At 59.8% G+C, this 13,236-nt stretch carries 13 protein-coding genes and 3 pseudogenes; 11 read left to right on the plus strand and 5 right to left on the minus strand.

Features of this window, described 5'->3' with window-relative positions; genetic code table 11:
- From cydB to ACOJB8_RS14870, 5 genes are all read left to right on the plus strand, one after another.
- The gene (gene cydB, locus ACOJB8_RS14850; RefSeq protein WP_342946406.1) at nucleotides 1-1,008 is read left to right on the plus strand and encodes a cytochrome d ubiquinol oxidase subunit II; all 1,008 of its coding nucleotides are present in this window, start codon (nucleotides 1-3) and stop codon (nucleotides 1,006-1,008) included.
- Between the two features lie 133 nt (nucleotides 1,009-1,141).
- Nucleotides 1,142-2,053, plus strand: a complete 912-nt coding sequence (locus tag ACOJB8_RS14855) for a bestrophin family protein (RefSeq protein ID WP_475013114.1) — start codon at nucleotides 1,142-1,144, stop codon at nucleotides 2,051-2,053.
- Nucleotides 2,054-2,114: 61 nt separating this feature from the next.
- Nucleotides 2,115-2,369, plus strand: a complete 255-nt coding sequence (locus tag ACOJB8_RS14860; protein ID WP_141710751.1) for a hypothetical protein — start codon at nucleotides 2,115-2,117, stop codon at nucleotides 2,367-2,369.
- A 416-nt stretch (nucleotides 2,370-2,785) separates the two neighbouring features.
- A complete protein-coding gene (locus tag ACOJB8_RS14865; RefSeq protein ID WP_368602997.1) occupies nucleotides 2,786-3,685 on the plus strand; it encodes a LysR family transcriptional regulator in 900 nt (299 codons plus the stop codon).
- A gap of 14 nt (nucleotides 3,686-3,699) precedes the next feature.
- Entirely contained in the window at nucleotides 3,700-4,221 is a 522-nt protein-coding gene (locus ACOJB8_RS14870; protein ID WP_475013117.1) for a DUF1269 domain-containing protein, read from the plus strand.
- A gap of 212 nt (nucleotides 4,222-4,433) precedes the next feature.
- Here ACOJB8_RS14870 and ACOJB8_RS14875 read toward each other — a convergent pair whose 3' ends face one another.
- The 3 genes from ACOJB8_RS14875 to ACOJB8_RS14885 form a co-directional block, all read right to left on the minus strand.
- Nucleotides 4,434-4,766 (minus strand): DUF6566 family protein, encoded by a 333-nt coding sequence (locus ACOJB8_RS14875; RefSeq protein ID WP_069266285.1) that lies wholly within the window; start codon nucleotides 4,764-4,766, stop codon nucleotides 4,434-4,436.
- 34 nt (nucleotides 4,767-4,800) lie between these two features.
- Nucleotides 4,801-5,259, minus strand: a complete 459-nt coding sequence (locus ACOJB8_RS14880) for a hypothetical protein (protein ID WP_218108667.1) — start codon at nucleotides 5,257-5,259, stop codon at nucleotides 4,801-4,803.
- Nucleotides 5,260-5,829: 570 nt separating this feature from the next.
- Nucleotides 5,830-6,069 (minus strand): hypothetical protein, encoded by a 240-nt coding sequence (locus ACOJB8_RS14885; protein WP_368727891.1) that lies wholly within the window; start codon nucleotides 6,067-6,069, stop codon nucleotides 5,830-5,832.
- On the opposite strand from ACOJB8_RS14885, the pseudogene ACOJB8_RS14890 reads away from it, so the two are divergent.
- The 4 genes and pseudogenes from ACOJB8_RS14890 to ACOJB8_RS14905 all read left to right on the plus strand — a co-directional run.
- Nucleotides 6,043-6,216, plus strand: a pseudogene (locus ACOJB8_RS14890) (encapsulin); the annotation flags it as partial. The gene ACOJB8_RS14885 and the pseudogene ACOJB8_RS14890 overlap by 27 nt on opposite strands.
- A gap of 41 nt (nucleotides 6,217-6,257) precedes the next feature.
- Nucleotides 6,258-9,065 (plus strand): ATP-dependent Clp protease ATP-binding subunit, encoded by a 2,808-nt coding sequence (locus ACOJB8_RS14895; protein WP_475013118.1) that lies wholly within the window; start codon nucleotides 6,258-6,260, stop codon nucleotides 9,063-9,065.
- 117 nt (nucleotides 9,066-9,182) lie between these two features.
- Nucleotides 9,183-9,854: pseudogene (locus ACOJB8_RS14900) on the plus strand (substrate binding domain-containing protein); the annotation flags it as partial.
- A gap of 46 nt (nucleotides 9,855-9,900) precedes the next feature.
- Nucleotides 9,901-10,026, plus strand: a pseudogene (locus ACOJB8_RS14905) (nitric oxide dioxygenase); the annotation flags it as partial.
- A gap of 25 nt (nucleotides 10,027-10,051) precedes the next feature.
- Here the strand turns inward: ACOJB8_RS14905 and ACOJB8_RS14910 are convergent.
- Both ACOJB8_RS14910 and ACOJB8_RS14915 read right to left on the minus strand, forming a co-directional pair.
- The gene (locus tag ACOJB8_RS14910; protein ID WP_069266280.1) at nucleotides 10,052-10,291 is read right to left on the minus strand and encodes a hypothetical protein; all 240 of its coding nucleotides are present in this window, start codon (nucleotides 10,289-10,291) and stop codon (nucleotides 10,052-10,054) included.
- 350 nt (nucleotides 10,292-10,641) lie between these two features.
- Nucleotides 10,642-11,382 carry an IclR family transcriptional regulator gene (locus ACOJB8_RS14915; protein WP_368684688.1) on the minus strand — a complete coding sequence of 247 codons (741 nt, stop codon included), beginning with the start codon at nucleotides 11,380-11,382 and terminating at the stop codon, nucleotides 10,642-10,644.
- A 195-nt stretch (nucleotides 11,383-11,577) separates the two neighbouring features.
- Here ACOJB8_RS14915 and ACOJB8_RS14920 point away from each other — a divergent pair, with 195 nt between their 5' ends.
- Nucleotides 11,578-12,279, plus strand: a complete 702-nt coding sequence (locus ACOJB8_RS14920; protein WP_475013120.1) for an RraA family protein — start codon at nucleotides 11,578-11,580, stop codon at nucleotides 12,277-12,279.
- The gene (locus ACOJB8_RS14925; protein WP_475013121.1) at nucleotides 12,279-13,235 is read left to right on the plus strand and encodes a hydroxyacid dehydrogenase; all 957 of its coding nucleotides are present in this window, start codon (nucleotides 12,279-12,281) and stop codon (nucleotides 13,233-13,235) included. Before ACOJB8_RS14920 ends, ACOJB8_RS14925 begins: the two co-directional genes overlap by 1 nt.
- Nucleotide 13,236 lies beyond the last annotated feature (1 nt).

The raw sequence follows: 13,236 nt of genomic DNA on the forward strand, positions 1-13,236 counted from the left end.
ATGCAAATCGATCTTCCTGTGATCTGGGCAATCATCATCGGACTCGGCGTTTTCATCTACGTGATGCTCGACGGCTTCGATCTGGGCATCGGGCTGCTGTTTCCGTTCTTCGAAGGGAAAGCCGAACGCGAGGTGATGCTCAATACCGTCGCGCCGGTATGGGATGGCAACGAAACGTTCCTCGTGCTCGGTGGCGCCGGCCTCTACGGCGCGTTCCCGATCGCCTATTCAACGCTGCTGCCCGCCAACTACATGCCGCTGATTCTTATGGTGGTCGGCCTGATTTTCCGTGGCGCGGCGTTCGAGTTGCGCGCAAAAGCCACGCGCACGCAACATGCATGGGATCTCGCGTTCATCGGCGGTTCGGCGCTCGCGGCAATGTGCCAAGGTATCACGCTCGGATCGCTGTTGCAGGGGATCAAGATCGTCGACGACAAGTTCGCGGGCGACCCGTTCGACTGGTTCTCGCCGTTTAGCGTTTTCTGCGGTTTCGGCGTGTTGCTCACGTATGCGACGCTCGGCTGCGGCTGGCTGATCCTGAAGACCGACGGCGAACTTCAGCGCAAGATGCGCGTGGTGATGCGCCCGCTGCTCGCGGTTCTGCTCCTCGCGATTGCCATCGTCAGCCTCTGGACGGTGCTAGGCCTGCCCGCCGTGAGACAGCGATGGTTTTTCAGCGGCAATCTCGGCTGGTTCCTGCCGGTGCCGATCCTGGTTGTGCTGTGCGTCGTGGGCATCTACCGCGCGCTTAACCAGAGCCACGAGTCGACCCCCTTCCTGCTCTCCCTGGCAATCTGCTTCCTCGGTTATACCGGCATTATTATCAGCATCTGGCCGTACATCATTCCGCCCTCGCTCACGATCTGGGACGCGTCGTCGAGCCACTCGAGCCAACTGTTCGCCCTCGTCGGCACAATCATCGTGCTGCCGATCATTCTCGTCTACAACGCGATGCAATATCGCGTTTTCCGCGGCAAGGTGCGTGAAGGAGACCACGGCTATCACTGAAGCACATGATTCCTCGCGGCGCGCGCAAGCTCCGAATAACTACGGCGCGCGCCAGCGAGGAAACCTGAATGGATCACGCATGCCTTAAGGCCAGGCGAACGTATTTCCTTATTCCAGATAATAAAAGTCCATCATGATCGTCCGGCCCCGAGAAAACTGGTTCCGGTTGCTGTTCGTCTGGAACGGCTCGGTTCTGTCATCCATCATCCCACAACTGTGCTTCATGGCGGTGGTGAGTACACTGGCGGTCTTCACGCACGGGCGCGTATTTGGAGAAAAGATCCCGCTCAACACCGCGCCCTTCACCCTGTTCGGCGTCGCACTGGCTATCTTCCTCGCGTTTCGAAACAATGCGAGTTATGAGCGCTTCAACGAAGCGCGGCATCTCTGGGGTGTTTTTCTGATCGCGTCACGCACGCTCACTTCGCAGATGCTTTGTTACATTCCGGAGCGCGCAGACACCTTGCGCATCGCCCAGCTGATTGTCGGATTCATTTACGCCCTCAAGCACGAACTGCGCGGCACCGATCCCACGGTGGATTTTCAGCGGCTCCTCGGCCGCGAGCAGGCCGAGATCGTAGGCGGCCAGATCTATCAACCGATGTACATTCTCAACGAAATACGGCGCGAGCTCTCGCTCCCGAAGCATCGCCTTCACACGCCCGACACGAAGTTGTGGATGCTCGACGCACAGATCGACGAACTGGGCAAGGCATTGGGCGGCTGCGAGCGTATCGCCGCAACGCCGATTCCGTTTGCTTATAACGTGTTGTTGCATCGAACCGTCTATGCCTACTGTGTTTTACTGCCGTTCGGGCTCGTGGATTCCACGGAATTTTTTACGCCGCTGCTGTGCGTTTTCATTGCCTATACGCTGATAGCGCTCGAAGCGATTGCCAGTGAAGTCGCCGATCCGTTCAGCGTCGCGCCCAATGCGCTCGCACTCGACGCGATGTCGCGCAATATTGAACGCTCCGTTTTGGAGCTATGTGGATGTCCCGTTCCCGAGCCGGTTTCTCCCGTTCGCCCCTATCAGCTTACCTGAGTGGACACGCAAGCCCATTTGAGCCGATCTCCCTGAAACTGTACGGGTTCGATCATGCGTGGTGGAAAAGAGCCCTGACGGAAAGCTGTCCGTTCTTGAGCGGCAAACGCGGTCCTTCTGGGGCACGACGATCGGCGCGGTGACGGGGGCGCTCATCGGCCTGCTCGGTGGGCCGGTCGGCTCGATTATTGGCTTTGCTATGGGGGCGAGCGCCGGGTTGACGGGCCATGCGCTACGTGCGCTGCTTGACGATGAACCGCCGTATCGCGCTGCAGAAGGAAGTCTTTCACCCTTGCATCGAGATCGGGTTCGCTGAAAATCAGGAATCCAAATTCATTTTCCACGTGGCACGCGATTGACGTAAGTGCCGACGCGAGCGGCAGAAAGCGCAACGCGAGCGCGTCCGCAGCCGTGGCACTGTGCAGGCAGCTTGCGCCAGCGCTCCCGGCACTGGGCGATCCAGTTTCCATAACAGTTCAGGGCTGGCCAGTGCTCCAACTGTTATCTACGCTCTTCACCCGGCGCTCGTGCATCCAAACTGTACTCTACTCAGTGAGTGCGATTTGTGCGTTCCGCGCATGAGTCCCCCCTCTTACTCTTGTTCCATCGCCACGTCGCCTCTTCTGGATGCGACGCAAGAATTGGAGCTAAAGAAATGAGAGGAATCGTATGTCAACGCCACTTACGGAAGGACGCACCGCGAATATCCCCGGCCACGGCAGGGAACGCAATGTGAATCTGCTGGAGGCTATGCGGATTTACGTCAGAGTCGTGGAAAGAGGCAGCATCTCGGGCGCAGCAAGAGATCTGGACATCGGCCAGCCGGCCGTCAGCGAGCGCATCGAGCGGCTCGAAAAGTACCTTGGATGCCGCCTACTGCTGCGCAACGCGCGCGCCTTCAAGTGCACACCTGAGGGAACCATCTTCCATGAACGCAGCAAGGCTGTTCTAGGCGCTGTGGAGCAAGCCGTGGCCGAAGTCTCGAACGACGAACAGGCAATGAAGGGCGCGATCCGTATTGCAGCGCCGCATTGCTTCGGCGAAACCCTTCTGCCGGAGGGCGTCAAGCGTATCCGTGAAAGCTATCCGCGCATCGACATCGAGCTCGTGCTCAACGACAAGGTCACCGATCTTGTCACCGAGGGCGTCGATATCTCGTTTCGTCTCGGACAGCTGGGCGACGGTGCGTACATCGCGTGGCCGCTTGGGGACATCGAACGCGTGCTCGTTGCTTCGCCGGATTATCTGAGCCGCAGCGACGCGATCGACGACCTGGCGGATGTCTCGCAACACAATCTGATCCGTGTGAAGGGTGCTTTCGATGCGGACCTGCTACCCATCTGCCGGGACGGCTCGCTCATAGATTCCGTGCCGGTTCAGACGATCATCAAGACGACGCATTGGCGTCCGATGTATGAACTGGTCTTGGCTGGACTCGGGCTCGGTGTGCTCGAAGCGCCGGCCGTGAAGGACGCCCTCGCGACCGGCGAACTGGTGCGGGTGCTTCCCCAATATGAAGTGCCCGCGCTTGCCCTGAACCTGCTTATCCAGCCGCAGCGTCCAATTGCCCTGCGGGTCCGCAAAGTCGTCGACACGCTCAGAAGCTACATCTCGGAGGCGTTGAACCAATAGTTAATATCGGAATAATGTTCAATGACGCGAGCATCCCGATTGACTATCTTGAAGAGTCCCGGATGATGATCACAGGAGAGGCCATGACTCAGAAACTGATCGTGGCAACGTTTGGCAATCTGGATGTCGCTCAAAGAGCTTCGCGCGATCTGCACAATTTCGAAAAGGACGATGACTTCAAATTTGAAAGCGGCGTGATGGTCGAAAAGACTGCGGACGGCAAGCTGCACGTGCTGACGCAATACAGCGAGCCGCACTGGGGCGTCGTGATCGGCGCAGTAAGCGGTGCGCTGATCGGTCTGTTGGGTGGGCCGCCCGGCGCAATCGCGGGCGCTGTCGCAGGCGCGGGTGCCGGGCTCGCGGGTCGGGCGCTGGAGCACGTTCTGGACAAGAAACTAACGGGCGCGATTGAACTCGAACTCCGTCCGGGGACCTTCGCGCTCATTCTCGAAACCAGGAATCCGCCTGACAATGAAGTGGAGGACGTCGTGCGCGGTTATGGCGGCAAAATCTTCACACAATCTCTATCGTGGTAAGGCGTTGCGTTGCAGCCTGATTCGCACGCGGCACAGCTTCACCATCCCGGGAAAGGGTCGACCGATATGAGTCGCCAACGCCGGACCAGCTTCGGGTCATCGTAGACGAGTGCAAGGTCGCAATCGATCACTACGCCAACAATGTCGACGACAGTTGATGCGTCGCGGTACGGCCACGGTGCATGGCGTGGTTCGACTGCGCTAGCGGGCCCTCAATGCGCATCGAGATCGCGGACGATCTGCTGCGCTTCCTGCGAGGTTTCGAGTCTGAAGAACCAGCGCTCCGCGTGCTCGCGAACGGCGACCCACGAGCGATCCTGGCGGTCGTTCTTTATACGGTCGATGAATTTGCAGCCTCGCTCGAGGCCATCCCGATTGGCCTCCGTCTCCGTCAACCATTCCGGCTGGACGGTGTCAGGGCTGCAAACAAACAACCGGCCGTCGCGACGAATCTCCACGTGCGCGATCCAGCCGCCGCGCTCGTTGTTGCGGGATCGTGTCGTTATCACAAACCCGTTGTACGTCACATTCCCGGTTGGCACCATCCGGGGTCTCCGTGATTACGCAGGCTGCTGGTCGTCAATCCGCCGGCGCGGCCGGCCGTCCGGTCGTCGAGGTTCTCATCTCCTGCACTGCGCGATGAATTGCTTCCGTTAGCGTATTGTTAACTTCAATGAGGCTGCGCATTTCGTCCTGCAGTTTCAGGAGTGCCTCGGCGTCCTTGTAGGTTTGCAATGCCTGCTTGTCGGATGCCGCTGCTGCCACCTTCTGGCCGACCATGATTACCGAAAGCAGTACGAGCTGCAAAAAGGTCTGGGCGATCCACGCAACGAGCGCTGAAATGCCGCTTTGGATTGCCGAGGGTAAGCTCACAAGTGCAATCGCCGCAAAGACATAAGCGCACCACATTGTCCCCACCACATTGGTAATGGCGACCGCAATCTTGCCGTTCAGCCCCACATGTTCGTGCGTAGTCAGGTGCGGCCCGGCTTTTTTGGGCGCATCCACACGCGCGCTCGCCTCGTTATCGAATTTCATCACTGAACTCCGTTGGAAAGCGCTACCGGACCGGCGGCAGCTGACGAAACCAAAAATCAAGACCCCGTGATCAGGTCGGGACCGAACACAGGATTGAGCGGCGCTCTCTTCGCTCCGACGCCACCGACGTATCCTCCGATAATGCCGTTCATGACGTTCCCCTCAGACACGCTGCGACGATCCACGCTTCCGAACTGCGCCGCCCGCATCACTCCCGGGCCGAACGGCGCCTCATGCATTTCGTGTGAGCAATGCAATGCATTTATCGCCACATTGGACAAATCGTACATCGAATTCACCACGCAAAATTGTCGGGTTCCTCTCCCGAACCCGATACCTGATATCGTGAATTGGCTCGGTCATGAATTCGCCGATATAAAGTATCGGATGGCGAGATGTTCACATCCGCTGAATCCGACAATAGAATTCAATCGTCAAATTGTCCCTTTTTGGTTTCGCCGCGATTTCCCCCAACCCCGGGCGCGGTCTTCCGGATAGTCCACGGTGTATTGAAAGGCGGCTTCTCGCCGTACTGAAACAGTGTGATTCAACGTATTGACTGCGTGGATATCACACATCGTTATTCAGGAGTCTCCCGATGAAGAGGCCAGGTACCGAGCCGCAAGCCGTGATGCGTTCCGTCGGCGCCTTCGCGAATTTTATTGCGGCGACGATCGACCTGCGCTTCGAGTTGGCCGCACACTTGCCCGACAACCGCGACGCCACCACCACGGTCGTGAACAGCGACCCCGGCTCTCGCAACTGGAACGCGCGCGCCATGATACACGCGGGGGCGACTACGAGCTCCATTTCGGCGAGGAGCTTTCCATCGGCTATCTTGGCCACACCGACACTACGGTCAGGCTGTATCTGCGTGAAACGTTCACTTTCTTGATGCCAACAAGCGAAGCGTCGGTGCCGGTTGCCCTTTCACAGGCAACGGACGGCGCCCGCTGACTTCTTCAGGTTAACCCCCAACGGTTAAAGGTGCTTCGATCATGGCTACACTCTGCGATATCTGCCACGCTCGCCCCGCTGTTGCGCGAGTCGTTGTGACCGAGAACGGCGAGCGAAAGTCGCTGTCGATCTGCGACTATCACTATCGACAGCTGATGCGCCACCAAAGCATGCTGAATCCGTTCGACTCTCTGCTCGGCGGGGGCGGCGATCTGTCCGGTCTGCTGAGCGGGTTCGGAGACGAGTCCGGACTGAGCGCGAGTGTGCCTCGAGAGTCCGTCGACGCAACCGATGCATTCAGTGAACAGACCATGGAGCTGCTCCAGCGCGCGGCGGAAAAGGCCCACGAGTTACACCGCACCGAGCTGGATACGGAGCATCTGCTTTACGTGCTCGCCGACACCGACGTGTGCGCGGCGCTACTGAAAGAGTTGAAGCTCTCTCCCCAGGACATCAAGAGCTATATCGACGAGCACGCAAAGCACGGGACCGCCAGCGACGACGAATCGCTCGAGAGAATGACCGTATCGCCGCGTCTGAAAAAGGCATTTCAGTTCGCATTCCAGGCCTCCCGCGATCTCGGACATTCCTATGTTGGCCCGGAGCATCTGCTGATCGGCCTTGCAGCCGTCCCGGAAAGCCTGGCGGGCACGCTGCTGAAGAAGTATGGCGTAACGGCTGAGGCGCTGCGCCAGAAGGTCGTAAAGGTCGTCGGCAAGGGCGCGGAAGACGGGCGTGTCGAAACACCCACCGGCACGCCGAACCTCGACAAGTTCGGCCGCGACCTTACCGCGCTCGCTCGCCAGGGCAAGCTCGACCCGGTACTCGGTCGCGCTCAGGAAATTGAAAGCACGATTGAAGTGCTAGCGCGCCGCAAAAAGAATAATCCTGTACTCATTGGCGAACCGGGCGTCGGCAAGACCGCGATTGTTGAAGGACTCGCACAACGCGTCGTGAATGGCGATGTGCCTGAAGTGCTGCGGGGCAAACGCCTCGTCGAGGTCAATATCAATTCGATGGTCGCCGGTGCGAAGTACCGCGGCGAATTCGAGGAGCGCGCCAAACAGTTGATCGACGAGGTGACGGCCAAGCAGGACGAACTGATTTTGTTCATCGACGAGCTGCATACCATCGTCGGTGCCGGACAGGGCGGCGGTGAAGGTGGCCTCGACATCGCGAACGTCTTGAAACCCGCGCTTGCGCGCGGCGAACTGAGCCTCATCGGTGCGACTACGCTCAACGAGTACCAGAAGTACATCGAGAAGGACGCGGCGCTGGAACGTCGATTTCAGCCGGTGCTCGTTCCAGAACCCAGCGTCGAGCAGACCATCGTGATCTTGCGCGGCCTGCGGGACAAGCTTGAAGCGCACCACCAGGTAACGTTCTCTGATGACGCATTCGTCGCTGCCGCGGAGTTTGCAGACCGCTATATCACCTCGCGCTTTCTCCCGGACAAGGCCATCGACCTGATCGATCAGGCCGCCGCGCGCGTGCGCATCGGCGCCACGTCCCGGCCGGCGGACATCCAGGAACTCGAAGCGGAAGTTGCCCAGCTCAAGCGCGAGCAGGACTACGCGTCGTCGCGCAAGCGCTTCGATGAGGCCAAGGCATTCGAGGAACGCATCAACGACAAGCAGAAACAGCTCGATGAGCAGATGGAATCATGGCAGCGTAAAACCGGCACAGAAACACTGGAAGTTACGGTAGCGTCCGTCGCAGAGGTCGTCTCGCGCCTTACCGGTATTCCTGTTGCCGAGCTCACGCAGGAGGAACGTCAAAAACTTCTGAAGATGGAAGACAAGTTGCGAGAGCGCGTGGTCGGTCAGGACGACGCGGTCGTGGCGGTGAGCGATGCCGTTCGCCTGTCACGCGCGGGCCTGGGTCAGGAGCACCGCCCCATTGCAACGTTCCTTTTTCTCGGGCCGACGGGGGTCGGCAAAACCGAGCTCGCAAAGGCGCTTGCGGAGAGCGTTTTTGGGGACGAGCAGGCAATTATCCGTATCGACATGAGCGAATATATGGAGCGCCATGCCGTCGCCCGGCTTATCGGCGCCCCGCCTGGATACGTGGGTTACGACGAAGGCGGACAGCTCACCGAGCGCGTGCGGCGGCGCCCGTATAGCGTAATCCTCCTCGACGAGATCGAGAAAGCGCACCCCGATGTCTACAACGTCCTTCTGCAGGTGTTCGACGACGGTCGTCTCACAGACGGCAAGGGCCGCGTGGTCGATTTCAGCAACACGATCATCATCGCGACGAGTAATTTGGGCGCCTCGATCATCATGGATAACCTCGAGCAGCCAGAGGCGCAGCGCAAGGGCGAAAAGGAGGTGCGCGGGGAGCTGATGAAGGTGCTCAAGGGCCACTTCCGTCCAGAGTTCCTCAACCGGATCGACGATATCATCGTGTTCCATTCCCTTTCAAAGGAGAATATTCGCGCGATCGTACAGATTCAGCTCGATCGCGTAGTTCGCACTGCAGCCGCACAGGACATCACGCTCAAGGTGAGCGAGTCGCTGGTGGACCACCTGGTCAATGTCGGCTATCAACCGGAATTCGGTGCGCGCGAACTGAAACGGCAAATCCGCCAGGAAGTGGAAACACGCCTTGCAAGGGAAATACTCGGCGACACGCTCAAATCCGGCGATAGCGTGGCAATTGACTACGACAAAGAAAGCGAAGAAGTGAAATTTAACAAGCTCGAGCCGGCGGCCACGTCTGAGCCGCAGATAGGCAATGGCGCTGAGTCTAAAGAAGACGCAGACAAGGCCGCACCTTCGACCGGAGCCGCCTCCGGCAAGGGGCGCAAAAAGCGTAGCGACAAAGAGTCGGGGCGGAACGCCAGCTAAATAGTCAGGAATGAAGTGGCGCCCGGTGGTTAAACCGTTAATTCTTTAACCTCCGGCGCCCATTCTCAAATTTTTCTACGGTATTGAACGACATCGGGCGATGGACAGACCCCAACGGGAACCATTCGTATTGGTGCTCCCCATTGTTTCGGCGAAGTGCTGCTGCCCTCCGCGCTGGTATTCGTGCACGAAGCCCATCCGCAACTGGACATTGACCTCGCGTTAAATGACAGGGTCGTCGAACTCTACACCGAAGGGATCGACATCTCGTTTCGCCAGGGTCCGGTGGGCGACGGTACATTCCATGCGTTCCGTCTGGGTCACGTGGAACGAACTCTTGTCGCCTCGCCGGATTATCTCGCCGGGCATCCGCCGATAGGGGAACCCTCCGACCTGACCGGGCACGCGTTCATCCGCATCAAGTCGATGTTCGGCACCGATCACCTACCGCTTGCCGACGAGTTCGCAAAGCGCGATAACGTCGCGATCCGTACCACCATTACGACGAACCACTGGAGGGCGATGTATCAGATGATCAGGAACGGGATGGGGATCGGAGTCGTCGAGACCTTTGCGTGTGTCGACGCGCTCGCCAGCGGAGAACTCGTGCCGCTATTGCCTCAGTATTGTGTCCCGCCCCAGGAACTGCATCTGCTGATTCGGGCGCAAAGACCGATTCCCACGCGCGTGCATACGGTCGCCGAGATCATGAAACAGTGCGTGCCCGATCTGCTCCGCACACTGACCGTGAACGACTGCCCTGAGCGCGAACCATACCGCGCCGGCTAGGCATGATCCATGCCGGGATACAGCGAGTTCGCTTTGGTGGTTCTCACTCGGGCTCCGGCAGATTCACCAGTACAGCCTTTCGGATATGCCCAATGGAAAGAGCTACCGAATTTCGGTCAAATGCGAAGGCGGAGGCGGAACAATTCCGCCGGGGTTTGTTTCGTGCCTGCTGGCCTACTGCGAGGAATGCCGTCTGCTCATACCCCGAGTTCCTGGAACGCATGCCCGTTCGCCTCCAGGTTCTTCAGCGTTTCAGCATCGAGCTCGCTTTGCCAGATGTGACCGGAAAACTGCCACTCTTTTGGGTCGGCAAGATCGGGCAAACCCATGCCTTTGCGCACATAAAGTCCCAGCGTCGGCTTGGCGAGATTGATATAGAAGTCGAACTCCTGCTGCTGTTGCGGTGCGGGGGTCGTTGCGGGTTGCTGCGGTTCCATGAGTCCTCCTCCTGGCGGTGTTGCGAGGACGCCGTGATGCGCATCCCTATTCTTTCCCGGCCTGGGTCAGCCATCGTTTTCACAAAGACGAGGATACATCTTTCGGGCGCAGCATACGCCGTTGGATGAGTAGCTTTCATGTCGATCGCAGGCTTTGCGGACCTCTTAAAGAATCGACGAGCAATGCATCGATACGATAAGATACGTATTCCTATCTAAACCGTAGGAATGTACCCTCGCGTCGCCCCGACGTTCCCCCCCGCGGTGCATAGCCGGGTACGATTTTCACCAGAGAAAACTTTGACACACGAGCCTCAGCAGAAGCTCCAGTCGCAAGCGCAACGCCACGCTCAAGCAGCGGCGGCCTCCCTCCCCGGAGCGAGGCCGCCGTACATCCGCTCGCACAGTCCAACGCTTGCACCGAGTTTCCTCGACAGTTCCGATGCGGCGCGCAGCATCACCGTCGCGATGTCCCCCGACGTACGCGCGGCGTCGAGCCGCGACGCCGGTCCGGAGAGCGTGAGCGCAGCCATGAACTTGTCGCCGGACCCGAAGATGGGTGCCGCGAATGCAGCCGTATGGAGATCGCGCGCCCCCGACGTGAAAAGCGGCAACTCAGGCGTCGTGTCGAATATCGCTTCGCCGAGCCCCCAGAATCTCAAGACCTGACCGATCGCCGTATCGTCGAGCGCGAACACGGTGCCGGGCAGCCGCGTTTCGCGCAGACCTTCGGATGGCTCCGCGCGGAACAGGCAAAGGCGCTGCGAGTGATCGATGACGTAGTACGACGCACTCTCCTTCGTCGACGTCGCGAGCGCATGAAGTGCCGGCTCGACCACCGACGAAAGATGGAACGACTGCTCATAGAGCTTGCCGAGATACAGCACGCGCGGCCCCAGCGAATACGAGCCGCTGTCCGAGCGGATCACGTAGTTCATGCGCTCTAGCGAATTCATCAGGCGATATACAGTCGTCTTATGCATGCCCGATGCTTGCGACAGCGCCGCGAGAGACAGCGACTCGGCACCCGGCCTGAAGATGTCGAGTAGCGAAAGCGCCTTCTCGACAGACTGCACCCCTTCGTTTCCCATCGTCCCCTCTCCAGTTTATGTTGCTCGATTGTACATCGTACAACATTCTGCCCTGATGTTTTACCATGTACAACTGTGTTGTACATTGCGGAGGGTAAACGAGGATGGCAGGTGCGCCCTACGCACCGTTATAGTGATTTCACCCTGTACAACAGTGTTGTACTACGTGCAACACAATCGAAGAGGTTGATTACCATGAGCGCATCTCCCAGCATCACGCGCGCCATCGTTCGCGACATCACGCGCGTCTCGCCCGAACTGGTCAAAGCCGCGTCGCAATTCCAGGCGGCCATTCTCGCCGACGTCGCGGGACGTCGTGGCACGCTGCATGGCCGCGTCAAGCCGGTCGCTCCCGGCATGAAGGTCGCGGGCCCCGCGGTCACAGTGGAGGTTCGTCAGGGCGACAACCTTGCCATTCACGCCGCGCTCGCCATCGCCAAGCCGGGCGACGTCATTGTCGTTGACGGCAAGGGCGACCTGTCGTGCGCGCTCATCGGCGAAATCATGACGACACAGGCCCACGAAAGCGGCCTCGGCGGCCTCGTCCTCGACGCCGCGGTGCGCGACTCTGCCGAACTGGCGAAGAACGGCTTTCCCGTGTTCGCCGCTGGCCTCAACCCGTGCGGCCCGACCAAAAGCGTGGCAGGCCGCGTCAATTTCCAGATTTCCGCGGGCGGCGCGACGATCAACCCCGGCGATCTCATCGTCGGCGATGCCGATGGCGTCGTCGTGATTCCGCGCGAGGACGTCGAGCGCATTCTCGTACTGGCGCAACAGAAGGTCGACGCGGAAACCGCGCGTATCGCCGCCATCCGCAAGCGCGAGGCGCTGCGCCCGGCGTGGCTCGACAAGGAACTGCGCGCAGCGGGCATGCTCGCCGAAGGCGAGGTCCTGTAATGAACGCTTCGACGCAAAAGCCGGCCCTTATCGTCACCGGCGCCGATCTCGCAGCGGAAGCGCTCGAGATGCTGGGCGACTTCGAGGTTGTATTCGCGGGCCGTCAACCGACAGAGGGCGACCTTGTTGCGCTCTGTGCCTTGCACAAGCCCGCTGCCATCATCGTCCGCTACGGGAAGATCAACGCGCGCGTCATGGACGCCTGCGGTGGCAACCTGCGGGTCATCTCCAAACACGGCAGCGGCATCGACGTCATCGACCAGACCGCAGCCGCTGAACGAGGGATCGCCGTGCGCGCCGCCGTTGGAGCCAACGCGGCGGCGGTTGCCGAACACACCTGGGCGCTCATTCTCGCCTGCGCGAACTCGGTGCCGCAGCTCGACGGGCGCATGCGTGCGGGCCATTGGGACAAGTCCACGCACAAGTCTCTCGAACTTGCTGGTCGCACCATCGGCCTCGTCGGGCTTGGCGCAATCGGGCGGCGTGTAGCGGCAGCCGCAACGGCATTCGACATGCGTGTGCTCGCGTTCGACCCGTACGCGAAGGAAGCTCCCGCCGGCGTTGCGCTCGTCAGCCTCGACGAACTCTTCTCCTCTTCCGACATCGTATCGCTGCACTGCCCGCTAACCGACGAGAACCGCAAGATGATCAATGCGCAAGCACTCGGCAAGTTCAAGGCGGGCGCGATTCTGGTCAACACGGCGCGTGGCGGCTTGATCGACGAAGCCGCGCTCGCCGAGGCGCTCTCGAGCGGCAAGCTGCTCGCGGCCGGCCTCGACAGTTTCGATGTCGAACCGATGCCCTCGCCCCATGTGTTCCAGGGCATCGCGAACGTCATTCTGTCGCCGCATATCGGCGGCGTCAGCGACGCAGCGTACGTGAACATGGGTAAGGGTGCGGCGGCGAATGTGATCGCCGTATTCGAAGAGCATTCGCGTAGCGCTTTGCAGTCCTGAT

This window comes from Paraburkholderia sp. BR10141 (genome assembly GCF_056155635.1).

Bases quoted from the DNA above. Each gene is read 5' to 3' on its own strand.
- ACOJB8_RS14915 (WP_368684688.1), bottom strand. From the start codon at position 11,382: ATGGGAAACGAAGGGGTGCAGTCTGTCGAGAAGGCGCTTTCGCTACTC.
- ACOJB8_RS14875 (WP_069266285.1), bottom strand. From the start codon at position 4,766: ATGGTGCCAACCGGGAATGTGACGTACAACGGGTTTGTGATAACGACA.
- ACOJB8_RS14920 (WP_475013120.1), top strand. From the start codon at position 11,578: ATGAGCGCATCTCCCAGCATCACGCGCGCCATCGTTCGCGACATCACG.
- ACOJB8_RS14885 (WP_368727891.1), bottom strand. From the start codon at position 6,069: ATGGAGCTCGTAGTCGCCCCCGCGTGTATCATGGCGCGCGCGTTCCAG.
- ACOJB8_RS14895 (WP_475013118.1), top strand. From the start codon at position 6,258: ATGGCTACACTCTGCGATATCTGCCACGCTCGCCCCGCTGTTGCGCGA.
- ACOJB8_RS14925 (WP_475013121.1), top strand. From the start codon at position 12,279: ATGAACGCTTCGACGCAAAAGCCGGCCCTTATCGTCACCGGCGCCGAT.
- cydB (WP_342946406.1), top strand. From the start codon at position 1: ATGCAAATCGATCTTCCTGTGATCTGGGCAATCATCATCGGACTCGGC.
- ACOJB8_RS14880 (WP_218108667.1), bottom strand. From the start codon at position 5,259: ATGAAATTCGATAACGAGGCGAGCGCGCGTGTGGATGCGCCCAAAAAA.
- ACOJB8_RS14910 (WP_069266280.1), bottom strand. From the start codon at position 10,291: ATGGAACCGCAGCAACCCGCAACGACCCCCGCACCGCAACAGCAGCAG.
- ACOJB8_RS14870 (WP_475013117.1), top strand. From the start codon at position 3,700: ATGTTCAATGACGCGAGCATCCCGATTGACTATCTTGAAGAGTCCCGG.
- ACOJB8_RS14855 (WP_475013114.1), top strand. From the start codon at position 1,142: ATGATCGTCCGGCCCCGAGAAAACTGGTTCCGGTTGCTGTTCGTCTGG.